The following is a 21,870-nucleotide window of genomic DNA, read 5'->3' on the forward strand; positions in this document are numbered from 1 at the left end:
TCGCCTGTTTCGCCTGCTCTCAGAGTAGGCCACCCATGACAGGCGAGCAATGCCACCCATGTTCACGAAAGCCTCGGCCCACCGACCGAGCATGCGGGCAGCAGATCGGCAGGCTCCTAGTCTTGACACCGTGGATGCGGGCGAGCATGAGGGCGAGGTCGAGGGTCGGCGCAGCTATTTCGTGCGCACCTACGGATGCCAGATGAACGAGCACGATTCCGAGCGGATTGCTGGCCTGCTGGAGGCCGACGACCTGGTCGCCGCGCCCACGATGGCCGACGCGGACGTGATCGTGCTCAACACCTGCTGCATCCGCGAGAACGCCGACAACAAGCTCTATGGGCAACTCGGGCACCTCAAGCGCCTCAAAGAGGAACGGCCCGACGTGCAGATCGCCGTCGCCGGCTGCCTGGCGCAGAAGGATCAGGATCTGGTCCGCCAGCGCGCACCCCACGTCGATGTGGTGTTTGGCACTCACAACGTGGCACGCGCTGTCGACTTGCTGAGCGAGGCTCGCGTGTCGGGCCCAGTGACGGAAATCCTTGCCGAGTCTGAAGAATTCCCATCGGTGCTGCCGGTACGGCGAGATGCCCAGCACGCCGCGTGGGTCACGATTCAGATCGGCTGCGACAACTCGTGCGCGTTCTGCATCGTGCCTTCCGTTCGGGGCCGCGAGATTTCCCGCCCGTTCGGCGAACTCGTCGACGAGGTCCGGCGTCTTGCAGCCGACGGCGTCAGCGAGGCGACCCTGCTCGGCCAGAACGTCAACAGCTACGGCCGCGACATCACCCTGGCGCTCCGTGGAACCAACGGCACGGCTGCCGCGGGCCGCTTGGCCGGCGTCATGCAACAAGGCGGGTCTGTTGTAGCTGGAGCGGGAAGGGCAATTGATGCCGAGAGGTGCGAAACAGGCGGCGGATTCGCCCCACACCAGTTCGCCAGTGGCACAGCTTTGGACCAAACCGCCACAGCCGCGTGGCGTGCCGGCGAAGCTTGGGCTGGTGGGCGACGTACGGCCCGGCCGCTGTTCGGCGACCTGCTGCGCGCTGTCGGCGCCGTCGATGGCATCGAGCGGGTGCGTTTCACCAGTCCCCACCCCAAGGACCTGCGAGCCGAGGTGATCTCGGCCATGGCCGAGACGCCGGAGGTGTGCGAACACCTTCATCTGCCGCTGCAGTCCGGTAGCGACGAGGTGCTAGCAGCGATGCACCGGGGCTACACCGCCCAGCGCTACCTGGAACGACTCGAGGTCGCCCGGGCCGCCGTCGACGATCTCGCAGTCAGCACTGACATCATTGTGGGCTTCCCCGGCGAGTCCGAGCGCGATTTCGCGGCGACGCTTGAACTGGCTGCAGAAGCCCGTTTCGACAGCGCATTCACCTTCGTCTTCTCGCCGCGGCCCGGCACCGAAGCTGCCGAACTCGCCGATCGCTTCGTGGCCCCCGAAGTATCGGCTGAGCGCATGGAACGGCTGCGAACCGTCATTGAGCGCTCGGCGCGCCTGGGCAACGAGTCCCGCGTCGGTCGCATCGAGGAGGTGCTCGTCGAAGGGCCGTCCAAGCGAGATCCGGCCACGCTCACCGGCCGCACGCGCCAGAACCGCCTGGTGCACTTCGCATCGACCGAACCGCTGCGAACGGGCACCTATGCCCGAGTGCTGGTGCGCGATGCCGCCACCTTCCATCTCAGCGGCGAGCTCATAGAGGTCACCGCGCCGGCACGGCACCGCACCCGCATCCCGGTTGCCGCCCGCTGAGGGCGGGATGCCATGGGTGGTGACGGCGTCCATCGGCCGCGGGTGATCGTCGGGCCGACGGCGTCGGGCAAGTCGGCCCTGGCGCTCGAGTTGGCACGGCGCGCGCGGGCTGCCGTTGATGGCCAGCGTGCGGTCGAACTGGTGTCGGTCGACTCGATGCAGCTGTACCGAGGCATGGACATCGGCACTGCGAAAGCCATTGCGGCCGAGCAGGCAGAGATTCCGCACCACCTCATAGATCTCGTCGATCCAGCGGAACGGTTCACCGTGGTGGACTATGCCGACGCATTCTCCTCGGTGACGGCCGACATCGCCCGCCGCGGTGCAGTGCCCCTGCTCGTCGGAGGGACCGGCTTGTACTTGCGGGCCGTCATCGACGGTCTCAAGCCCCCGCCGGAATACGCAGACATCGCCGCAGCGCTCGAATCCGAAGCTGCCGCCTCATCTGCGGTTGCAGCGGCACCCGACGGGCGCGCAGTCGGCGCGAGCACGGTTGGCTCGACTGCGATTCAGCGGGCAGGAGACGGTCGAGCGTCCGGTGCGGCTGCGCTGCACCGACGGCTCGCTGAACTTGACCCATTGGCCGCGTCACGCATGGAGCCGACGAACCTGCGGCGAATCGTCCGGGCGCTGTCCGTGTGCATGGGCACCGGTCGGCCGTTCTCGTCGTTCGGACCGGGTCTGCAGGCCTATCCCGAGGTGCCGTTCAGGCTCGTTGGGATCGACCTGGACCGCGACACGCTCGACGAACGCATCGCCGACAGATACCGGCAGCAGATGGAACAGGGTTTCTTGGACGAGGTCCGCGGCCTTATGGAAGCACCGCTGTCTCGCACCGCAGCCCAGGCCCTCGGCTACAAGGAGCTGCGCGCCCACCTAGAAGGGGAGTGCACGCTGGAGGAGGCACTCGACGTCGCTATCGCACGGACGCGGCGCTTCGCCCGACGCCAGCAGCGCTGGTTCGCCCGTGACCCACGGATCACGTGGATTCCGTGCGGGCGTACCGCGGAGATGGCGGATCGGATCGAGCAGCTTGAGACTTGACGGCGCTGGCCGCAGCCAAGCTTCAAGTTGTGGTTGAGGATTCAGCAACCGTGATGGCAGGGCGGTCGGCCGCATATGGCTCGCCGCTCACAAGAGTGCCGAGCGAGTAAGGCGCGACTCGACCATGTCGAGGGCGTTGTCGGTGAGCACAGCGGCGACCCTCACGTGGCCGGCACCAGAAGGTCCGTAGAACTCGCCCGGTGAGACGAGCATGCCTGCCTCGGCGAGCAGTGTGCGAGTGAACGCCCATGCGTCGCCGTCAGGTGCACCAGCCCACAGGTAGAACCCGCCCCGGGGGAGCGGGGGCTCGGGACCGAAGCGACCCACGAGGCGTGCGAGGCGCTCCAGCCGAGTCTGGTATCGCGCTCGTTGGCTGGCCACATGGTCTTGGTCAGCGAGCGCAGCGACAGCCGCCGCCTGAGCGGGACCTGGAACCATGAATCCGGCGTGCTTGCGAACTTCTCGCAGGTAATAGACGAGCTCGGGATCGCCTGCGTAGAAGCCGACTCTGACGCCCGCCAAGTTGGATCGCTTGGACAGCGAATGGACCGCCACCACGCCGTCGACGTCAGCACGCCGCGGGTGGTCCCTCGTGATGTCGGCGCCCGCATCGGGACTCATCCCCGCAGCCACGTCCGCATCCCGAGAGCGATCAGTCGCGCTGCCAACATCGGTCGGCGTCAGGATCGTCCGGGGCGGTCCGTCCCAGGTGAACTCGGCGTAGCACTCATCGCTGAAGACGGGCACACCCCGCTCGCGCCCCCACTTCGCCGCAGCGGCGAGGTCGTCGAGACCGCCCGCCGGATTGCCCGGCGAGTTGACCCACAACACCAACGCCCGCTCGGCATCGGCCTCGGAGATGGCGTCGAGCTGGATCGACCAGTGCTCGTCCGCGGGCACCCCCACCGCCCGGCAGCCAGCCAGCTCGGCTCCCATCGCGTAGCTGGGATAGCTGACCTCGGGGTACAGCACGGTGTCGCGCTTAGGGGTGCGCAAGCGCAGCCAGTGCGGCAGCCCGGCCACAAATTCCTTCGAGCCGATCGTTGCCGCGATCTCGGCATCGGCATCCACTCCCACGCCGAACCGCTGCTCACACCAGCGTGCTGCAGCCTGCCGCAGGTCCGGCGTTCCGATCGACGGCGGATAGCCCCGCTCAGAGTCCGACCCGCCCAGCGCAGCCAGCACGGCCGGCGACGGCGGGTCCACCGGCGTGCCGATGGACAGGTCCACCAGCCCGCCGTCATGGCGGTCGGCCAGGGGCTTCAGCTCGTCCAGCCGGTCATAGGGATACGGTGGCGGAACGAATCGGGTGCTGGTGCTCACCGGATCAGTGTGCACCGATCGGCGTCCAGACGATCCCGTCGATGTGGGAGAAGTGCCGGTCGGCCGAGACGAGGTCTGCCCCCGTCTCCATGGCGTGGGCGGCAATCCAGACGTCATTGGTCGGAATCGGACGACCCTTCGCTCGAAGCGCGGCTGCGATGCGTGAGTAGCGGTCGGCGGTCACCGGCCCGACCTCCACCACAGAGGCATACGGATTGTCGATGAACGATCGCAGGTCTGCAAGATTCCGCTCCAGACGTGAGCCGCGTCGAAATCCGTACATCAGCTCGCCGACGACGACTGCAGAGAGCAGCAGCTCACGGGCACTCCTGACGATCTGCGCCACTTCCTGCTGGCCGCGCATCAGCAGCGTGTAGGCGTTGGTGTCGAGCAGCAGCCTCACTCCCATGCCGCCTCGTCGATGACGGCGAGATCCCGCAGCACGGCGTCCATCTCGTCGAGTTCCTCTGGTGGCCAGCTGCCGATGAGATGGTCGAGCGAGACACCGACGCAGTCGTCACCGCCGGGGGTTTCCGACAGTCCGGCGCCCTTGCGCAGGAGTCGGAGCGCCGCCTGGTTCAGTGAGACACCTTCGCGTTGAGCGAAGCGTCGCATCGCCTCGCCGAGTTCGTCGCCGAAGCCCCGGACCGTGAGTTGCTGCATTGGCCGGCTCCTGGGTGAGTCAAGAATGAGTCATTATGAATCGTAGTCTGAGTCGCCAACGGCGAACTCTGCGAACAGGCTGCGGGCGATGTCGTCGAGGCGGGCGTGCACCAGGGTCCCTTCGTCGCCGTGGGTCTCGGAGAGCACTTCGCCTTCCCGGTGCACGGCTGCGAGGGCGTCGCCGCGGGAGTAGGGGATGCGCAGCTCCGTCACTTCAGTGAGGTGCCGCAGACGGTCGCCGACAGCGAGCAGTAGATCCTCCACGCCCTCGCCGCTACTTGCCGAGATCGCACGGGAGCCCTCGTAGCGCTCGAGCAGTCGCCCCACGATGCCGTCCTCGGCGGCGTCGCTCTTGTTGAAGGCGATCAGCTCGGGGACATCGCCGGCGCCGATCTCGCGCAGCACCGAGCGCACCACATCGATGTGCATCTCCGGCTCCGCCGCTGAGGCGTCGACCAGGTGCACCAGCAGGTCGGCCTCGGCCACCTCCTCGAGCGTCGACATGAACGCTTCCACCAGCGACGTGGGCAGCTTCTTGATGAACCCGACGGTGTCCGTCATGAGCACCGTCTCGCCGCCGGGAAGCTGCAGGCGACGGGTAGTGGCATCGAGCGTGGCAAACAGCCGGTCCTCGACCAGCACATTGGCGCCGGTCAGGCGGCGCAGCAGCGTCGACTTGCCGGCGTTGGTGTAGCCCACGACGGCGACCGTGTGATACCGAGACCGGCGGCGAGACTTGCGTTGGTTCAGCCGGGTACGTCGCAGCCCGCGCAGATCTTTCTCGAGCCGTGCCAGACGCCGCTGAATTCGGCGCCGATCCACCTCGAGCTGGGTTTCGCCGGGTCCCCGGGTGCCGATGCCGCCAGCCTGTTGGGAAAGCTGCCGACCTCGGCCCCGCAGCCGGGGGAGCCGGTAGCGAAGCTGCGCCAATTCCACCTGTGCCTTGCCCTCGAGCGTCGTGGCGTTCTGAGCGAAGATGTCGAGGATGACCGCAGTGCGGTCCAGCGCCGTGCGCTTGAGTATTCGCTCCAGGTTGAACTGCTGCGCCGGCGACAGCTCGTCGTCGAACACCACGGTGTCGGCATCGTGCTCGAGTGAGGCATCCAGAATCTCGTCGGCCTTCCCGCGCCCCACAAACGTCGCAGGATCAGGAGCGTCCCGCCGCTGAACAATCCGCTCCACCGAATCGGCTCCGGCCGTGTCCACCAACCGCTCCAGCTCATCAAGATTGGCATCCACCTCATCGGCAGTCCGCTCCGCGAGCTGCACGCCCACCAGCACGATCTGCTCCCGAAAAGCCCGATCAATCAGCCCAGACTCAGCCCCACCAAAATCCCCAAACCCCCCACGATGCGATTCGTCGGACGTCTCCGCTCGACCGCGCTGTAGTCGATCGCCCATCAGCGCTGGGCCCCTATACGAGCGGTGAGGTCATCGAGCAGGACAGGCAGGCGGTCAAGTCGGAGCGTGAGGCCAGTCTCGATGCGTTCCGCCACGACGCCGAGTTGTGGCGGGGAGAAGTCCTCGTGATACGCCGGGACGGTACGGACCCAGTACTGGAAGCCAGAACCATTGTCGCCTGGAAACGGCGCTGTTCGCATATCAACCAAGTACGAGCTTGGAGGAGGGACGGCATCACCGTTTTCGGCGGATACCGGTGGTGGATCATTCGGGATGCGCACGAATTCCCACCGGTGAGCGAGCGTCGCCGCCACGACCGAGCCGCTGCCGCATGAGACGGTGAGCCCCGCACCACGCTCCCACACCGACATTTGGAGCGTCCATGCCTGCTCCGGCCGCAGTGGATTGCGGGAAAAGGGCCAGATGAACTCGACGTTGATGCCGCCATGAAAATAGGACTCGTAGACGCTTCCGAGCTGCGCAATTCGATCACCCAACTCACCGGCATGGTTGCTCAGCTCCGAAACAGGACTGTCAATAGGAGGCTGCGTGAGCGCGATGACCAGGTGCGGGTTCCCGACATCTCCCGTGTCGAGATGGCGCAGATTGGCTCCGAAGTCGCTGCTGATGCGTTCATACAGTTCCGATGGGATCTCTGGGCCCTTCTCCACCTTCCTCATCGCGACCTGGATGAAGCGACCGTTCGAATCCGGGAGGCTCAACGAGCCAGTGCCGCTTGCGCCGATGGTGCAACGTTGCGTGCCGGCGTCCGTTTCGAACGGGATTAGAGGTCCCTCGCCAATGATCCGCGCGTCGAACGATGCCATCGCAAGGCACGCCAGCCCGTTGCCGCTCGTCTCGGCGAACGAGCCATCGGCGTTGAGCAGGTGCATGCGAACGCACTCCGCCCGCTGACCGTCGAAGGCGTTGTGCACCCCGACGACAAAACCGTCAGCACCCTTCGAGTGCACGTATCCTCGTCGAGAGCCGACTCCGAGATCGCGATCGCACACAATGCGAGCTAGGTCGCTGCGCTCGACACCGAGAACATCAAGCGACGTGTCGAGATCGCGCAGCTCCTGATCGCTCAGCAATGCGATCACGAAATCGTTGCCCTGAGCCTCGTGGCGGACGAGCGTCAGTTTTTCCACGGCTCCATTGTCACACTTCGCCCGCGAATTCCACGAGCGAATTGCCACACTCGGTGAACGAACGCATCAGCGAGGGGTGGGTGGGGGCAGGGGTGCCCACGCGCAGTTCGCCGCGCTACAGCCCATCCACCACGTAACGGGCGGCGTTGCGCATGTTTGAGCATGGGTGCGCCTGCCCCCGCCCACCCCCGGGCGACAGCAGCAAGCGTCCCAATGCATGTTTTGCAACGATGCCAATGCGTGTTTCGCAATTTCGGCAAGCCGCGCCGAAGCTGACGCGCAACCAGCCGACGTGGTCAAAGTTGTGAACAAGTATGATTATCGGCATGGCTACTGAACGTTTGACGATCTCGCTGGAAGCCGGCCTTGCGGCTGCCGTGAGCGAGGCCGCCGAGGCTGATGAGCAGAACACGTCGGCGTGGCTCGCCGATGCGGCACGACGTCGGCTGGTCACTCGTGGGCTGCGCGACGTGGTCGCCGACTGGGAGTCTGAGCACGGCGCGTTCACCGAGGCTGAACTTGCCCGGGCACGAGCGGAGCTCGGCCATTGACCGCCTTGGTGCTCGATGCGGGGGCGCTCATCGCGCTCGATCGCGACAACCGAGCCATGTGGGCACGGCTGCGGGCGGCATCCGACGCCGGAGACATCGTGGCCGTACCCGCTGGCGTCGTCGCTCAGACATGGCGGGGAGGCCGTCGGCAAGCACACCTCGCCCGCGCACTGATGCACTGCCACGAAGTTGCTCTCGACGGCGCGGTGGCGCGCGCCTGCGGTCGTCTTTGCGCCCAGACCGACACGAACGATGTGATTGATGCGTCGGTCGCCGTGGCGGCTGCTCACTTTGCGCCTGTCGAACACACCGTCATCGCGACCTCGGATCCCGATGACATCGCTGCGCTGACCTCAGCACTGAACGCGCAGGTGAGCATCCAGCGCGCCTGAACACTGCGCACGGGATCTCGCGAGAGCGCTCGCGGCTAGGTGGTGGGTTCGCGCTTGCCGAATCCCTTGAAGGTGTCGCCGATCGCCGTGGCCACCGAGGCCAGCTTCGAGCGACCCTCGTTCAGCCGGGGCGCGATCTGCGTCAGGCCGTCCACGGTCCAGCGCCCGTCAGTAGCGATGATGTCGTCACCCGAGAGCGACCAGCCCTGATACAGGCCCACCTCATTGCCGCCCACGTGGAAGACACCCCCGGTGAACGGGCAGTCTTCCATCGCCAAGTATCCCACCAGCGGGCTGACGTTGGCCGGGTCGTACAGATCGAACTCAGCAGGATCGTCAGGCGCCCGCACCACCTCTTCGAGCCCAGGCGTCTGCAGCGTCAAGCGTGTCCGGGCAATCGGCGCCAGGCAGTTCACGCGCACGTTGTAGCGAGCCAGCTCGCCGGCGGCCACCAGCGTCATGGCCGCAATACCGGCCTTCGCGCCCGAGTAGTTGAACTGACCGAGGTTGCCGAGCATGGCGCCCGAGGCGGTGTTGATGACCGAACCGGTGACTTCCTTGCCTGCCTTGGACTGCTCACGCCAGTAAGCGGCCGCCCAGCGGGTGGGGCAGAAGTGGCCCTTCATGTGCACCTCGACGACGGCATCCCACTCCGGCTCGGTCATGTTGACCACTACCCGGTCGCGCAGGATGCCCGCGTTGTTGACCAGCACGTCCAGGTCGCCGAAGGCTTCGACGGCCTGGTTGACCATGCGCTGCGCGCCCTCCCAGTCGGTGACGCTGTCGCCGTTGGCGACTGCCTCGCCACCCATGGCCTCGATCTCCGCCACAACCTCGCCTGCGGGGCCTTGGTCGGCACCCGTGCCGTCGGCGGAGCCACCGAGGTCGTTGACCACGATCTTCGCCCCTTCAGATGCCATCAGCAGGGCATGCTCGCGGCCGATGCCCCGGCCGGCGCCGGTAATCAGGACGACACGTCCGTCAAGTGCACCCATGTTGTTCTCCCGTCGTGGAACTTGGAGCGGATGACCGGGGTCGAACCGGCGACCTCAACCTTGGCAAGGTTGCGCTCTAACCAACTGAGCTACATCCGCGCGGGCGGATCACTGTAGCAAGCGGCCCCCGCAGAGACGCGTGCATCCGGCAGGCCGCTGCCGCGCCCGGGCAAGCGCCCGGATCGGCTACTCCTCGGGAGGACGCAGGTCGATTCTCAGCGTCAGGATCCCGTCGTCGAACGTGGCGGTGGCATCGCCGATCATGGCGTAGTCCATGAAATCCAGCTCGGCCTGGCGGATGAAGTGGCGTCGCTCCTCGCCGCCGACGGCGGGAAGGTTCCGCTTGCGCACCGCCTCGGCACGCTCCGCGAAGCGGGTGATCATTTCCTGAGGATTGAAGGTTTCGCTCATGTCGTTCTGGCTCTCATAATGGCTCGGCCGCGGTGTTCTCTTCACCTTGCCACCGATGGGGGGCTGTGCGCCGCAAGTACACAACGAATCCGGTGGCGCACGCGACGGTGAGCAGGCCGAGCACGGCTACCAGCACCCACCACACCCCCAGGCCCGAGCCGACAGCCTCGGAAGGCACGTTGGCATGCACGTCAGCCAGCAGCGCCGCGGCGCCGCCGATCAACGGGTGACTCCCGGGGGTCCCGAATCGCTCTTGTAGATGTCATCGATGAACTCGCCCATCGGGGGGCCGGTCTGATCGGGTTCGGTGAGGAAGCCGTCGTGGCCGTTGTCGCTGTCGATGTCCACGTGCTCGACACGCATAGTTCCCCGGCGTGTCAGCGCCTCGGTGATCCGCAGCTGCTGGGATCTCGGGTACAAGAAAGTCGGTGCGAACGCTCATCACCATCGTCGGCGCGACGATCCGGTCGAGCGCGGCATCGATGCCGCCACGGCCCCGTCCGACGTCGTGCAGGTCCATCATCTTGTTCAGCACCAGGTAGCTGTTGGCGTCGAAGCGGGGCACGAACTTTGCCCCCTGGTAGTCGAGGTAGCTCTCCACGTCGAAGCGCTGGCCCCCTCGCAGCGGGAGGATCGGGTCTTCGCTGTGGCGGGCGAACCGGCGGTCGAACTCGTCGCCCGAGCGGTAGTGGATCATGGCGATCCGCCGTGCGTTGGCGAGGCCTCGATGCGGCCCGTCCCCATCGGCGGCGTCGTAGTAGCGGCCGCCACGGAACTTGGGATCGTCCAGAATTGCTTGGCGGCCGACCTTGCTCCAGGCGATCTGCTGTGCCGACGCCTCGGCAGCGGACGCAATCACCACCAGTGAGCCGACCCGTCGGGGATAGGTGATGCCCCACTCCAGCACGGTCATTCCGCCCATCGAGCCGCCGACTACCGAGAGCCACCGGTCGATGCCCAGGTGCCGCCCCAGCGCCCACTGCGACCGCACGACGTCGCGGTTGGTGACGACGGGAAAGTCGGGCCCGTAGCGCTCGCCCGTCGCCGGGTTCACCGACGAGGGGCCGGTGCTGCCTTGGCAGCCGCCGAGCACGTTGGCGCACACCACGAAGTAGCGGTTGGTGTCGAGGGGGCGCCCGGGGCCGATGAAGTCGTTCCACCAGCCTTCGGTGGGCTGCGACGGCGGATGTGGGGGGCCATGCGCATGCGCGTCGCCGGTCAGCGCATGGCACACGAGCACGGCGTTGGCGGCGTCGGCGTCTAGGGCGCCCCATGTCTCATATGCGAGCACCGGGCCTTGCAGGGTGCCGCCGCCCTCCAGCGTGAACGGACGATCCGGGGACAGCTCGTAGAAGTGCCGGTCGGCCGCGCCGAGGCCCGGGTGCCATGCACCCGAGGCGGGCAGCGGCCAGGCCGCCGCACCGTCGTTCGGGGCGCTTGTGCGCCTCGCACTGTCCACAGCTGAGCCTTCGTCCTGGGCCTTCGAATCCGGAGGGCTTACCTCCAGCGGTCAACTTGCCGCCGGGTAGGCAAGGGTACCGGTCGTCTCCGGCCTGTCTAAAGGGAATATCAGCGGTCTGGACCCTGCTGCTGAGGAACCTCTTGCTTCCCGCTCTTGTTCGCTGCGCTCACGGGCCGCTCGGGCCTGGGGCTCAGCCTCTGGCGGAATTCAGCGGCTGGCGTTGTCGTCGCTGGCGGCGAAGGCCGCCAGGTCGTCGAGCCGTTCGTCGTTCGAGAACACGTCATGCAATGGCAGCCGCAGGCCGAGCCTCCGCTGGAGCTGGCGGACTTCGAGCTCTTCGTCCCACAGGAACATCGTCACCGCGGTGCCGCTGCGACCCGCCCGAGCCGTGCGCCCCGAGCGGTGCAGGTAGGTCTTGTGCTCGGGCGGAACGTTGTAGTGCACCACCACGTCGACTTCGTCGATGTGCAGCCCGCGGGCGGCCACATCGGTGGCGACGAGTGCGGCCAGCTTGCCCTTGGCGAAGTCGGCGAGCGCGCGCTCCCGCTTGACCTGCGGCAGGTCGCCGTGGATGGCACCTGCTCGCACTCCGGCGTCTCGCAGCTCACGGGTGAGTTGGTCGGCACCGCGCTTGGTGCGGGTGAACAGCAGCGTGCGCCCGTTGGCCTCGATGATGCGTGCAGCGACCTGCACCCGGTTCATCTTGTGGACAGACAGGAACAGGTGGCCCATCTCCGAGACGGTCACCTCGCGTTCGGTCACTTCGTGGAAGACCGGGTCGCGCAGGTGCCGCTTGACCAGTGTGTCGACGACACCGTCGAGCGTCGCCGAGTAGAGAAGCGTTTGGTGTTGGCCGTCGATGTGACGCAGCACCCACTCGACCTGGGGCAAGAACCCCATGTCGGCCATGCGATCGGCTTCGTCCACGACCACTCGCTGGATGCCTGACACGTTGACCGCACCGCGGTCGATGAGGTCGATGAGCCGCCCCGGTGTGGCGATGACGACGTCCATGCCGGCTGCCAGCAGCTCGATCTGGCGGTCGAGGTTCGTGCCGCCGTAGGTGGCGATCGAGCGCAGATCGGCCGCCTTGGCCAGCGGCTCGACCACAGCGGCGATCTGGTTGGCCAGTTCGCGGGTCGGGGTGAGCATGAGGGTGGTGGGATGGCCGTTGCGGGCCCGGGGTGTCAGCGCCAGCATCGGCAGGCTGAATGCCAGCGTCTTGCCGGAGCCTGTCTTGGCCTTGCCGCAGACGTCGCGGCCGGCGAGCGCTTCGCCGATGGTCAATTCCTGGATGGCGAACGGCTCGGTGATGCCTTGATCAGCCAAGGTGTCGCACAGGGGCGCAGGTACGCCCAATTCACTAAAAGTTGTCACGGGGGTCTCTTCGAAGGTGGTGGCCCGCAGGGTTGCGGCGCCGCGACCTCGGCTGCGACAACGCTGGGCAGTGGGGCCACACGGCGAACTGCCTTGGCTGCCGAGTGTATGGGAACGGCGGCGCTTGACGGCGGAGCAAGGCGGGCGTCCCTGTCGATTGGCTCGTGCGGCGTCAGGGTTGAGGCCATCAGAAATGCTGCCGTCAAGTCGGGGCGGGGCCACTACCCTGCGGACTTTGGCGGAGTGGCCGAGTGGTTAGGCAGCGGCCTGCAAAGCCGTGTACGCCGGTTCGAATCCGGTCTCCGCCTCGCCGGCCGGGCCGGGTGCCGAGCAGGTCCATTGCGCTGGCCGGGTGAAGTGGGCAGGGTGCTAGCGTGAGTCGCCCTCCGGGCGCTGTGTTAGCTTGCATCGCCCTTCGGGCGATTGGCGCAGTTGGTTAGCGCGCTTGCATGACACGCAAGAGGTCACAGGTTCGACTCCTGTATCGCCCACCCGCTCGCCCGATTGCGCCTTCGACGGCCACTGAATCACACCGGGTTTGATGGAGGCTCTACCAAACCCGGTGTGATTCTGGTTGGCTAATCGGCGCTGGGGGTTGGGGCTTGTGCTGCTCCACGAAGCGTCACTGCGAGCTGGATTCCCTCGTGACGCTGGATGCAGCCGATGATGTCGAAGAAATTGCGTGCGTTTGGGTTGCCTTGAGGCCCGAGCATCCGCATGAGGCTCTTGGGCTGCTTGTTTGTGAGTTTGCCGAGTTCTGAGAAGCCCATGGTTGCGTTGATGTAGGTGCGTAACAGGGAATTGGCCGTGTCGACGTCGCCGGCGAGCATGCACTCGATTCCTTCTTGAAACAGGCTCTGACGGAACTCGGGGTCGCGTTGCACGCGAGCCTGCACGGTTTCCTTGAAGTCACGGGTGAGCGGCATGTCGTTCTCCTTGAGCCTTGCGGTTCTTGTAGTCCTTCCAGCGAGCCTGAGCATTTGCGATATCAGATTGTTGGCCTCGCTTGGTCCCGCCGCCGAGCAAAATGATCACCGTGTCCTCGTCGATGGCGACATAGATCCTGTAACCGGGGCCGCTGTGGATGCGGCGCTCGAGGACGCCTCCTCCGACGCCACGGTGGTCTCCGAAGTTCCCGGTCTCCATCTGGGTGACGGCTCTGACAACCTTGGCTGCAGGTGTCGCATCGAGACTCGTGAACCAGCGACCAAACGGGCTGCGACCACGGCTGTCCACATATTCTCTTGACTCGTGCAGTCTCGCTTCAGCAATGCCTGCATGGTAACGCACGCGTTACCAAAAGGGCAATGACGCTCAAGATCGTCGCTGGCGAGCGCCGGTTCGCACTCACCAGCACCCTGAGGCCCGCAACGGCGCCATCCCACCAGCCGACCACGCGCCTTCGCCGATGAAGGCCACCGGGGCATGATGCAAGGGCGACACGACCTCCGCGATTGAAGTTGCGCCGCGGACGGGTGCGGTGGGGACCGATGTCCGGGGTGCTTGAGGCCCGCGAATCGGGCACGCAGCAGATCGATCGCGACTGCATCGGCGGACAAACGCCTGTGACCTGCGGTTTCGCGAATTGGCGGTCAGGTCATCACTTACCGATTCCGCCGAGAACGCGTACCATTCGCGACTGCGCGACACCCTGACCTGCGGGTTCAGGTTTCGCGCCGCTTCCGAAGGTGCGCCGCCGCGTGGCGCGGCTCGTCGTTCTTGCGCCCGGTCTGGCTCGGCCGCACCGCTTAAACGTGTTACGTTTAAGCGGTGCGGATAAACGAGTCGGCCCACCGCCACGACGTGACCGAGGACGAAATTCTGCACGCTTGGCACAACGCGCTGAACTTCTTTGACATCGACATCAATCATGAACCGATCAAGAGCCTCTGCATCGGACCCGACCGGGCAGCCAACCTGCTCGAAATCCTGTACCTGCAGGAGGCCGACGGCGAACACATCATCCATGCCATGCCCCTGCGCCCAGCATTTCGGCGCTATCTCACCGGAGAGCGACCATGAGCGATCACACCACGACAGACAGCACCATGACTGACGACGCCATCGAGGCCATTGCTTCGGAAGTCGAAAGCCGAGAATTCACGCCCGACGAGCTGGCCGAAGTCCGCAAGACCCGTCGGCGTTCCCCGAGACTCGGCGAAGCGAGGGCGGAGGTGTACACGTTTCGAGCGCCGCCGAGCTACAGGGCCCGCATCGCCCGACGCGCAGCGGCCGACGCCATCACCGACAGCCAGGTCATCCGCGACGCGCTCGACGCCTATCTGGTGCCCGCGGCGACGGCACCGCAACGAGACTGAAGGCTGAGGAGCAACGCGCCGCACAGCGCGGCTTACCGCTAAGCCGACATCTGGGTCAGCTTGGCTAGTTGGGGGTCGTTGCGGCGGCTGGGAACACATACGCGACGTAGAACCAGACCTGAGCCGGCACGCAGAGAACTGCGGCCACGACAACGGACCTTCGGCGGAACAGGAACGACAGCCCGAGCGTTGCGGCGATCGTCACCGCGATCACCACCCATCCTGCCGCATACCGCTGCTTGCATATCGCCTCCCAGTCGGAACCGCAGAACGCACCCGCGAATACGAGGCCTCCGGGGAACCACATCAGAATCAGCGCACCCAGCGCCCAGGTGAGCAGCGCCGCGACGGGCCCGATGCGGTCAGCGGGCTGCCCAGCGTGACCCGGGGGCGGCGGGACCGGACGGGGCCGCGTCGTCTTGGCAGACCTCGACGCCATCAGACGGACTTCCTGTCGGTCGGCGGCGAGGTGCTCGATGCGCAGGTCGGGCAGCGGTGTTCCGTACTCGTATCTACTCTAAGAAATTTAGAGTAGATACGAGCAGGCCCGGCACTCCAGCCGCTCACGCGGGGTTGGTCAGGCTGATGGTTCGTCTTCCGGGGCGATGTGCTCGAGGAAGCACACCGAGTAGCCCATTGCTGCGGTGAATCCCGAGTATTCATCTTTGCTGTCCGAATAACCCAGCACGATCTCGCCTTCGCTCAGCAGCACCGGGCTGCGGGCGTCACGCCGGGTGTGGCTCCGATGCAGCGCCTGGTCGAGTTCGTCGCCGGTGTCGACCACAACATAAATGCATTCCGGCGACGACTGCTCGGTCCACTGCCACCATCCCGCCAAGATCCCGACGCCGACCTCGCAGGAGGCTTCCGGCTGCGACGAACCGAAACCGCCGCGCCAGTCGAGCCGATCTACCGGCTCGGGGCCCGAGTGCGCTTGGCACACCCAGTTCGACGTCGGCTCGAAGCCGGCATCGTCCTCGCCGCGTTCGCCGTAGCGCTCGACGAGCATCTCGGACTCTGGCCGGTCGTTCTCTGCGATCCACTCCAAGAAGCACTGTGGATGCGAGCTGCCGGCGATGATCTTCGAGCCATCGTCGAGGTCGCTGTAGCCGAGCAGCTGCTCACCTGACAGCAGCGCTACCGGTTCGCGGGCATCGAGGTGGACAAGTTGATCCAGCCAACTGCCGACGATCCGTGCGCCAGAGGGACCAGCAGTCGGCGCCATCACCAGGTAGAGGCACTCGGACCCCGAGCTGTCCGACCACTGCCACAGTCCGGACGCGACGTTTTCGCCGATCAGCCACAAGTTCGGCTCTTCGTCGTCGGGCCGATCGGGATCGATGCGGAAGTCCAGCTCGGTCCGCTGTTCGACGGCATCCTCGGCAACGGCAGGCGCGGTGGTGGGCGTCGATGCAGCGGTCACCGACACCGTCGACGTCGTCGATTCGGTCGGCTCCGGCACTGCCGCTGCCGTCGTGAGCGGCGTCGTTGTCTGCGACGCTGTCGTTGCCGTGGTAGGCGGGGACGCAGTCGCCGGCGCGGTGTCTGCAGAAGCGGCGTCCGGGGCGTCGGGCGCGCATGATGCCGCAGCCAGACAAGCCGCCACCAAGGCGAGCACAACACCACGACGCCGACCAAGCACGACGAGCAGATTAGGTGGCTGTGCAGAAAGGCTCATGACGACGGCGCAACCCAGACCATCACCATTGCCCGCAGCGACTGAATCAACCCTCCAGCAGCGACATTTCTGCAGCCCATCTTGGCCCCTTCGCCAGGCTATTCTCCTTTCTTCGAGGTGAAATCGGTGATAAATTCGCCTTTTGAAAAGGAGAAAATAGGTCATGGCATCATCGGGGGACGACGACTGGACGCGCACGGACTCAGCGCAGGTGCCTTCGTCACAATTGCGCCGCACGTTCTTCGCACGGCTGGAGGAAGTGCGACGTCCCGCCGCGCTCACCCCGCGTCGCATTGCCGGGCGGACGGTGTTTGCCGGCAAGGCGACTGCTGTGATCGGTATGCGCCGGGCGGGCAAGACGACGTATCTGCACCAGCTGCGCGCCGAACGCATCGACGCCGGTGCCCCGGCAGAGCTCGTTCCCTTCGTCTCCTTGGAGGACGAACGCCTCGGGGGGCTCGAAGCGCCGACGCTGGGCGCGTTGATCGACGAGTACACCGATCGGCATCGAGCCGCTGCGTTCGAGAGCGCACACACTCCGATGTGCTGGTTCCTCGACGAGATCCAGGTCGTACCGGGATGGGAACGGCTCGTGCGGCGATTGCTCGATGCCGACGGCGCTGAGGTGTTTCTCTCAGGTTCCTCGGCGGCCTTGCTGTCTCGCGAAATCGCTACCGAGCTCCGGGGCAGGGCTTGGCAGGTCCTCATGCATCCGTTCGGTTTCGACGAGGCATTGCGGCATCGAGGCGCAACGCTGCCTGAGTCCCCCCGATTGATGCGCCGCGCTGAGCGGGCGGATGTCGAGACAGCCTTCGTCGAGTGGCTCGGGGCCGGCGGCTTCCCGGAGGCACAGGGATTGGACCTCGCGACACGGCGGCGCTTGCTGACCGATTATGTGGACGTCGCTCTGCTGAGGGACGTGATCGATCGTCACGGGGCGACCAATGTGGTCGGCCTGCGATGGCTCGCACGTCAGCTGCTGGCCAACGCCGGCGCAATGTTCAGCGTCGAGAAGTTCCATCGATCGCTGCGTTCTGGGGGCATCGCGATTGCGCGAGACACCGTGCATCAGCATTTGAGCTGGCTTGAAGACAGCTTCTTGGTGCGGACGGTGTGGATGGAGGCCGCATCGGAACGCCAGCGCATGGTCAACCCCCGCAAGGCGTACCCGGTCGATTCGGGCCTCATCGGAGTCTTTGACCGCACAGGGCGGGCGAACACGGGTCATGCCCTCGAGACGGCAGTCCTGATCGAGTTGGAGCGTCGCGGCAGCGAGGTCACTTACGTCCGAACCGCCGAAGGCTTCGAGGTCGATTTCTTGGCGCGCCATCTCGACGGGACCGCCGAGCTCATCCAGGTATGCGCGGACGCCACCGACGCGGGCACGGCCGCACGGGAGCTCCGTGCTCTCGCTGCCGCGGGGCAGGCATTCCCAACTGCTGAACAGACCTTGCTCACGCTCGAGCACCGAGGTCTTCCCGACCAGGTGCCCACCGGCGTGCATGCTCAACCCGCCTACGAGTGGATCCTGAACGCTGCAGCCGAGGCGGCGTACTAGTGCCAGCGAAGACATGGAAGCTGGCGCAGGCCGTTCGCGCCGTTGGCAGGTGCCGCGCTGTTGCGCGTCGCGCTGCCGTGCCTCATAGCTGAGCGTGTGCCGCGTGAGCCGTGCCAGAATTCTCGGCGCTATGTCGAATCGGACTGGGAGCGCAGCGGGGGAGCGGCCGCTTGACGGCATCCGGGTGCTGGACTTCACCCGTGTGGTGGCGGGGCCGCTGGCCACCCGGATGATGGCCGACATGGGGGCCGAGGTCATCAAGATCGAGCCGACCGACGGCGACCTGAGCCGCACCTTCCCGCCCTACGTGCCCGGCGATGTCAACCCGTATTTCTCCCAGCAGAATGCCGGAAAGCGCTTCTGCTCCATCGACTTGCGTGCGCCAGGCGCTCCGGATCTGGTGCGCGAGCTCATCGGCCACAGTGATGTCATCGTGGAGAACTACCGGCCCGGCGTGATGGCCAAGTTCGGCCTGGGTGCCGACGAGATGTGCGCCGCGCACCCGGCGCTCGTGTACTGCTCGGTCACCGGATTCGGCCAGACCGGTCCGTGGGCCGACAAGCGTGCGTATGCACCCGTCGGCCACATGGAATCGGGCTACATCGACTACGCCATGCGCGAGACCGGCGCCGAGCCCGAGAACCCGCCGTTGGTGGTGGGCGACATCGTGACCGCCATGTCGGCCGCTGCGACCGTCAACGCCATGCTGGTCAAGGCGGCACGCACGGGGCGGGGCGGCCACATCGACGTCTGCATGGTCGAAGCGATGGTGTACATCCAGGAATGGTCGGCGCTGGAACTGGCCGGCGGCTGGGAGGAGCCCAACGCCGGTCTCGCCCACGAGTGCCCGATCCTGGTGCTGCCCGACGGGCGGGTGTGGGCCATCGCCGGCAACCCCGCAGCGTGGTTCGACGATCTGCTCGAGGCCATGGGCCGGCCCGAGCTGGCCGACGACCCTCGATTCGCCACGCCCGCCGCACGCATGGCCAACCGCTACGAGCTGTACGACGAGATGACCCAGTGGGCGGCGGGCTTTGCCGACGTGGAGGACTTCCGGCGCACAATCGAGGCCGGCACGCCGTTCAGCGTGGCCGAGATGCGCTCGCTCAACGATCTGGCGGAGACCGACTGGGCCGCGCATCGCGGGCTGCTGGCCGAGACCGCCTCGGGCTTCCGGGTGCCCGCGCGCCCCGCGCTCGGCTCAGGGATCGGCACCAACGGCCACGTCGCCGCCCGCGGCGCGGACAACCGCGACGTCATCGGCGGGCTGCTCGGATACAGCGACGACCGGCTCGACCGGCTCGAAGCCGCCGGGGTGCTGGTCACGGCCTGAACCTGGCTGCGCGCTGTCCGGCAAGCGCTCGTTGACGCGCCAGTAGCGTGAGTGGACGCGCCAGTAGCGTGAACCCGTGCAGATCGGGGTGCTCACTGGCGGCGGTGACTGTGCCGGGCTGAATGCGGCACTCCGGGCGGTGGTGCGCATGGCCGGCCACGAGCTCGACCGCAACGTCGTCGGGTACCGGCGGGGCTGGAACGGCGTGCTCGACGGCGACACCGTCACGCTGGATGCCGAGGCGATGCGCGGGGTGCTGCCGCGGGGCGGCACGATGCTCGGAACCTCGCGCAGCAGCCGCCGGCTGGAGACCGAGGGCCCGGCGCCGCTGATAGCGCAGCTCGAGCGCGACGGCGTCGAGGCGCTGGTGACGATCGGCGGCGACGGCACGCTGATCACCGCCGGTCGACTGTCCGATGCCGGTTTCCCGGTGGTCGCGGTGCCCAAGACCATCGACAACGACGTGTGCGGCACCGACATCTGCATCGGCTTCGACACTGCGCTCGGGGTCGCCACCGAGGCGGTCGACCGGCTGCACACCACGGCCGAGTCGCACAACCGGATCATGGTGCTCGAGGTAATGGGACGCGACGCCGGACACATCGCCGCCGGCGCAGGCATCGCCGGGGGCGCGGCGGCCGTCCTGGTTCCCGAGGTGCCGTTCAACATCGACGAGATCGCTGCGCGCCTCATCGCCCGTCATGACCGTGATCGCAATGCGTCGATCGTGGTGGTGGCCGAAGGCGCCATTCCCGACAGCAGCGTCGAGACCCCCGACACGGGATCCGACGAGTGGGGCAATCGCGTCCTGGACGGCATGGGGCAGTTCGTCGGGGACCTGCTGGCTGAGCGCACTGGGTTCGACACCCGCACAACCGTGCTGGGGTACATCCAGCGGGGCGGGCCGCCCACGCCGGCGGACCGGCTGCTGGGCAGCCGGCTCGGCGCGCGAGCCGTGGAGGTGCTCATGGAGGGGCAGTCGGGCTGTCTGGTGGGAGTCCACTCCACCGGCATCGCACACCCGCCGCTCGACGAGGTCGCCGGGCGCACCCGCTACCTGAGCGCAGACCAGCTCGAGCTGCTGGATTACATCTCGACTGCGCCGGTGCTGACCCGCCACAGTCCTTCACGCCGCTGGTTCTGAGCACGACGGGTCGTCCGGCTCGGCCCCGGCGCGCACGACCAGCCAAACGATGCTGCACGGTAAGGTGGCCGCGACAACACAAACCGGGGAGCCCGTGGGGCTGAGAGGGCGACAGCAAGGCTGTCGCCGACCCGAGAACCTGATCTGGGTAATGCCAGCGGAGGAAGCACATGACCGAACACCGAATGCGCAGGCCGTTTCGTCTCGCCGTGGCCGTCGCGGCCACGATGCTGCTGGTCGCAGCGTGCGGCGACGGCGATATCCCCGAAACTGACTTTCCGGCCCCGCCGCCCGAGACAGAATCTCCGTCGGCGGCAGGTCCCCAAACTGAGCAGCCAGCCGATGAGCCGCCGTCGATCGAGGGCACGACAGTCACGCTGATCACTCATGACTCGTTCAATCTGTCGGACGGCACGCTCGAGGAATTCACGGCCCAGACCGGCGTGACGGTGGAGCTGCTCGAAGTCGGCGATGCCGGCACGCTCGTGGCCGAGGCCATCCTGACCAAGGACGCGCCGCTGGGCGACGTTCTGTTCGGCATCGACAACACATTCCTGCAGCGTGGCCTCGACGCCGGCATCTTCGAGCGGTATGAATCACCGGCGCTCGCCGGTGTACCCGAGGAGTTGCAGCTCGATCCCCGCCACCGTGTCACCCCCGTGGACTACGGCGACGTGTGCGTGAACTATTGGAAGGACGCAGTGCCGTGGGCGCCTGTGACGCTCGACGAGCTGACCTTCCCCGAGTTCGCCGACCAGTTCGTCGTGCAGCATCCCGAGACGTCGTCGCCTGGGCTCGCGTTCTTGTTGGCCACGATCGCTGCCTATGGCGACGGTTGGGAGCTGTACTGGGAGGACCTGCGGGCGAACGGCGTCGCGGTGACTGCTGGCTGGGAAGACGCCTACTACGGGGAGTTCGTTGCCGGCGGCGGTGACCGGTCGGTCGTTGTGTCCTATGCGTCGAGCCCCCCTGCCGAGGTGATCTACGCCGACCCGCCGACCGACACCGCGCCCACGGGGGTCATTACCGACTCGTGCTACCGCCAGATCGAGTTCGCCGGCATTCTCTCGGGGACCGACAACGAGGCGGGCGCGCAAGCGCTCATCGATTTCATGTTGAGCGAGACGTGGCAGAACGACGTTCCGCTCAACATGTTTGTGTATCCCGTCATCGAGAATGCGACGCTCCCGCCGGAGTTCGTTGAGCACACCGCAGTTCCCCCGCATCCGCTGATGCTCGACCCTGCCGAGATCGAAGCCAACCGTGACGCGTGGACCGAGCGCTGGGTGGAAATCGTCTTGCGCTGAGCGCAC

23 protein-coding genes, 3 tRNA genes, 1 pseudogene and 1 riboswitch are annotated in these 21,870 nt (G+C 66.5%); of the genes and pseudogenes, 12 read left to right on the forward strand and 15 right to left on the reverse strand.

Annotated features, from left to right (window positions below; all coding sequences use genetic code 11):
- The first annotated feature begins 130 nt into the window (after positions 1-130).
- On the forward strand, positions 131-1,756 hold the full coding sequence (locus ACOOF5_RS11575) for a MiaB/RimO family radical SAM methylthiotransferase (protein WP_420439277.1): 1,626 nt from the start codon (positions 131-133) through the stop codon (positions 1,754-1,756).
- 12 nt (positions 1,757-1,768) lie between these two features.
- Positions 1,769-2,800 carry a tRNA (adenosine(37)-N6)-dimethylallyltransferase gene (locus ACOOF5_RS11580; RefSeq protein ID WP_420439279.1) on the forward strand — a complete coding sequence of 344 codons (1,032 nt, stop codon included), beginning with the start codon at positions 1,769-1,771 and terminating at the stop codon, positions 2,798-2,800.
- 87 nt (positions 2,801-2,887) lie between these two features.
- Here ACOOF5_RS11580 and ACOOF5_RS11585 read toward each other — a convergent pair whose 3' ends face one another.
- The 5 genes from ACOOF5_RS11585 to ACOOF5_RS11605 form a co-directional block, all read right to left on the reverse strand.
- Positions 2,888-4,123 (reverse strand): aminotransferase class I/II-fold pyridoxal phosphate-dependent enzyme, encoded by a 1,236-nt coding sequence (locus ACOOF5_RS11585; protein WP_420439281.1) that lies wholly within the window; start codon positions 4,121-4,123, stop codon positions 2,888-2,890.
- A gap of 4 nt (positions 4,124-4,127) precedes the next feature.
- Positions 4,128-4,532, reverse strand: coding sequence for a type II toxin-antitoxin system VapC family toxin (locus ACOOF5_RS11590; RefSeq protein WP_420439283.1), 405 nt, complete (start codon positions 4,530-4,532; stop codon positions 4,128-4,130).
- Positions 4,523-4,786 (reverse strand): hypothetical protein, encoded by a 264-nt coding sequence (locus ACOOF5_RS11595; RefSeq protein WP_420439285.1) that lies wholly within the window; start codon positions 4,784-4,786, stop codon positions 4,523-4,525. Before ACOOF5_RS11595 ends, ACOOF5_RS11590 begins: the two co-directional genes overlap by 10 nt.
- Before the next feature lie 33 nt (positions 4,787-4,819).
- On the reverse strand, positions 4,820-6,067 hold the full coding sequence (gene hflX, locus ACOOF5_RS11600; RefSeq protein WP_420439287.1) for a GTPase HflX: 1,248 nt from the start codon (positions 6,065-6,067) through the stop codon (positions 4,820-4,822).
- 119 nt (positions 6,068-6,186) lie between these two features.
- Positions 6,187-7,338 carry a hypothetical protein gene (locus ACOOF5_RS11605; protein ID WP_420439289.1) on the reverse strand — a complete coding sequence of 384 codons (1,152 nt, stop codon included), beginning with the start codon at positions 7,336-7,338 and terminating at the stop codon, positions 6,187-6,189.
- Positions 7,339-7,664: 326 nt separating this feature from the next.
- On the opposite strand from ACOOF5_RS11605, the gene ACOOF5_RS11610 reads away from it, so the two are divergent.
- Entirely contained in the window at positions 7,665-7,889 is a 225-nt protein-coding gene (locus ACOOF5_RS11610) for a hypothetical protein (protein ID WP_420439291.1), read from the forward strand.
- Entirely contained in the window at positions 7,886-8,281 is a 396-nt protein-coding gene (locus tag ACOOF5_RS11615) for a hypothetical protein (RefSeq protein ID WP_420439293.1), read from the forward strand. Before ACOOF5_RS11610 ends, ACOOF5_RS11615 begins: the two co-directional genes overlap by 4 nt.
- A 35-nt stretch (positions 8,282-8,316) precedes the next feature.
- Here ACOOF5_RS11615 and ACOOF5_RS11620 read toward each other — a convergent pair whose 3' ends face one another.
- The 6 genes and pseudogenes from ACOOF5_RS11620 to ACOOF5_RS11645 form a co-directional block, all read right to left on the reverse strand.
- Complete coding sequence (locus ACOOF5_RS11620; RefSeq protein WP_420439295.1) at positions 8,317-9,276, reverse strand: SDR family oxidoreductase; 960 nt, start codon at positions 9,274-9,276, stop codon at positions 8,317-8,319.
- A gap of 22 nt (positions 9,277-9,298) precedes the next feature.
- Positions 9,299-9,375: transfer RNA gene (locus ACOOF5_RS11625), tRNA-Gly, on the reverse strand.
- 87 nt (positions 9,376-9,462) lie between these two features.
- Positions 9,463-9,687 carry a hypothetical protein gene (locus ACOOF5_RS11630; protein WP_420439297.1) on the reverse strand — a complete coding sequence of 75 codons (225 nt, stop codon included), beginning with the start codon at positions 9,685-9,687 and terminating at the stop codon, positions 9,463-9,465.
- A gap of 13 nt (positions 9,688-9,700) precedes the next feature.
- Positions 9,701-9,910 carry a hypothetical protein gene (locus ACOOF5_RS11635; RefSeq protein ID WP_420439299.1) on the reverse strand — a complete coding sequence of 70 codons (210 nt, stop codon included), beginning with the start codon at positions 9,908-9,910 and terminating at the stop codon, positions 9,701-9,703.
- Positions 9,907-11,146 (reverse strand): annotated as a pseudogene (gene metX / locus ACOOF5_RS11640) (homoserine O-acetyltransferase MetX). The gene ACOOF5_RS11635 and the pseudogene metX overlap by 4 nt, the downstream one beginning before the upstream one ends.
- Before the next feature lie 210 nt (positions 11,147-11,356).
- Positions 11,357-12,526 (reverse strand): DEAD/DEAH box helicase, encoded by a 1,170-nt coding sequence (locus tag ACOOF5_RS11645; protein WP_420439301.1) that lies wholly within the window; start codon positions 12,524-12,526, stop codon positions 11,357-11,359.
- A 237-nt stretch (positions 12,527-12,763) separates the two neighbouring features.
- Between ACOOF5_RS11645 and ACOOF5_RS11650 the strand changes: the two genes are divergently transcribed.
- A tRNA-Cys gene (locus tag ACOOF5_RS11650) sits at positions 12,764-12,834 on the forward strand.
- Positions 12,835-12,943: 109 nt separating this feature from the next.
- Positions 12,944-13,017 (forward strand) — tRNA-Val (locus ACOOF5_RS11655).
- Positions 13,018-13,104: 87 nt separating this feature from the next.
- Here the strand turns inward: ACOOF5_RS11655 and ACOOF5_RS11660 are convergent.
- Together ACOOF5_RS11660 and ACOOF5_RS11665 are read right to left on the reverse strand one after the other, a co-directional pair.
- Complete coding sequence (locus tag ACOOF5_RS11660) at positions 13,105-13,452, reverse strand: transcriptional regulator (protein ID WP_420439303.1); 348 nt, start codon at positions 13,450-13,452, stop codon at positions 13,105-13,107.
- Positions 13,436-13,816 carry a type II toxin-antitoxin system RelE/ParE family toxin gene (locus ACOOF5_RS11665; protein WP_420439305.1) on the reverse strand — a complete coding sequence of 127 codons (381 nt, stop codon included), beginning with the start codon at positions 13,814-13,816 and terminating at the stop codon, positions 13,436-13,438. The genes ACOOF5_RS11660 and ACOOF5_RS11665 overlap by 17 nt, the downstream gene beginning before the upstream one ends.
- A 480-nt stretch (positions 13,817-14,296) precedes the next feature.
- Between ACOOF5_RS11665 and ACOOF5_RS11670 the strand changes: the two genes are divergently transcribed.
- Together ACOOF5_RS11670 and ACOOF5_RS11675 are read left to right on the forward strand one after the other, a co-directional pair.
- Positions 14,297-14,548 carry a hypothetical protein gene (locus ACOOF5_RS11670; RefSeq protein ID WP_420439307.1) on the forward strand — a complete coding sequence of 84 codons (252 nt, stop codon included), beginning with the start codon at positions 14,297-14,299 and terminating at the stop codon, positions 14,546-14,548.
- Positions 14,545-14,844, forward strand: a complete 300-nt coding sequence (locus ACOOF5_RS11675; RefSeq protein WP_420439309.1) for a hypothetical protein — start codon at positions 14,545-14,547, stop codon at positions 14,842-14,844. Before ACOOF5_RS11670 ends, ACOOF5_RS11675 begins: the two co-directional genes overlap by 4 nt.
- Positions 14,845-14,908: 64 nt before the next feature.
- On the opposite strand, the gene ACOOF5_RS11680 is transcribed toward ACOOF5_RS11675, so the two are convergent.
- Entirely contained in the window at positions 14,909-15,283 is a 375-nt protein-coding gene (locus tag ACOOF5_RS11680; RefSeq protein WP_420439311.1) for a hypothetical protein, read from the reverse strand.
- Between the two features lie 138 nt (positions 15,284-15,421).
- Positions 15,422-16,306, reverse strand: coding sequence for a hypothetical protein (locus ACOOF5_RS11685; RefSeq protein ID WP_420439313.1), 885 nt, complete (start codon positions 16,304-16,306; stop codon positions 15,422-15,424).
- A 379-nt stretch (positions 16,307-16,685) separates the two neighbouring features.
- Between ACOOF5_RS11685 and ACOOF5_RS11690 the strand changes: the two genes are divergently transcribed.
- From ACOOF5_RS11690 to ACOOF5_RS11705, 4 genes are all read left to right on the forward strand, one after another.
- Positions 16,686-18,080 carry an ATP-binding protein gene (locus ACOOF5_RS11690; protein ID WP_420439315.1) on the forward strand — a complete coding sequence of 465 codons (1,395 nt, stop codon included), beginning with the start codon at positions 16,686-16,688 and terminating at the stop codon, positions 18,078-18,080.
- A gap of 103 nt (positions 18,081-18,183) precedes the next feature.
- Positions 18,184-19,413, forward strand: a complete 1,230-nt coding sequence (locus ACOOF5_RS11695; protein ID WP_420439317.1) for a CaiB/BaiF CoA transferase family protein — start codon at positions 18,184-18,186, stop codon at positions 19,411-19,413.
- 76 nt (positions 19,414-19,489) lie between these two features.
- On the forward strand, positions 19,490-20,557 hold the full coding sequence (locus ACOOF5_RS11700) for a 6-phosphofructokinase (RefSeq protein WP_420439319.1): 1,068 nt from the start codon (positions 19,490-19,492) through the stop codon (positions 20,555-20,557).
- Between the two features lie 74 nt (positions 20,558-20,631).
- A riboswitch (TPP riboswitch) is annotated at positions 20,632-20,740 on the forward strand.
- Complete coding sequence (locus ACOOF5_RS11705) at positions 20,728-21,864, forward strand: thiamine ABC transporter substrate-binding protein (RefSeq protein ID WP_420439321.1); 1,137 nt, start codon at positions 20,728-20,730, stop codon at positions 21,862-21,864. Its footprint overlaps the riboswitch before it by 13 nt.
- The last annotated feature ends 6 nt before the right edge of the window (positions 21,865-21,870 follow it).

The sequence above is a fragment of the Candidatus Poriferisodalis sp. genome, assembly GCF_965214215.1.
GTDB lineage: Bacteria > Actinomycetota > Acidimicrobiia > Acidimicrobiales > Poriferisodalaceae > Poriferisodalis.

Coding starts and splice junctions, on each gene's coding strand:
- ACOOF5_RS11675 (WP_420439309.1), top strand. CDS start 14,545: ATGAGCGATCACACCACGACAGACAGCACCATGACTGACGACGCCATC.
- ACOOF5_RS11595 (WP_420439285.1), bottom strand. CDS start 4,786: ATGCAGCAACTCACGGTCCGGGGCTTCGGCGACGAACTCGGCGAGGCG.
- ACOOF5_RS11620 (WP_420439295.1), bottom strand. CDS start 9,276: ATGGGTGCACTTGACGGACGTGTCGTCCTGATTACCGGCGCCGGCCGG.
- ACOOF5_RS11705 (WP_420439321.1), top strand. CDS start 20,728: ATGACCGAACACCGAATGCGCAGGCCGTTTCGTCTCGCCGTGGCCGTC.
- ACOOF5_RS11590 (WP_420439283.1), bottom strand. CDS start 4,532: ATGGGAGTGAGGCTGCTGCTCGACACCAACGCCTACACGCTGCTGATG.
- ACOOF5_RS11660 (WP_420439303.1), bottom strand. CDS start 13,452: ATGCCGCTCACCCGTGACTTCAAGGAAACCGTGCAGGCTCGCGTGCAA.
- ACOOF5_RS11680 (WP_420439311.1), bottom strand. CDS start 15,283: ATGGCGTCGAGGTCTGCCAAGACGACGCGGCCCCGTCCGGTCCCGCCG.
- ACOOF5_RS11630 (WP_420439297.1), bottom strand. CDS start 9,687: ATGAGCGAAACCTTCAATCCTCAGGAAATGATCACCCGCTTCGCGGAG.
- ACOOF5_RS11610 (WP_420439291.1), top strand. CDS start 7,665: ATGGCTACTGAACGTTTGACGATCTCGCTGGAAGCCGGCCTTGCGGCT.
- ACOOF5_RS11580 (WP_420439279.1), top strand. CDS start 1,769: ATGGGTGGTGACGGCGTCCATCGGCCGCGGGTGATCGTCGGGCCGACG.
- ACOOF5_RS11690 (WP_420439315.1), top strand. CDS start 16,686: ATGGCATCATCGGGGGACGACGACTGGACGCGCACGGACTCAGCGCAG.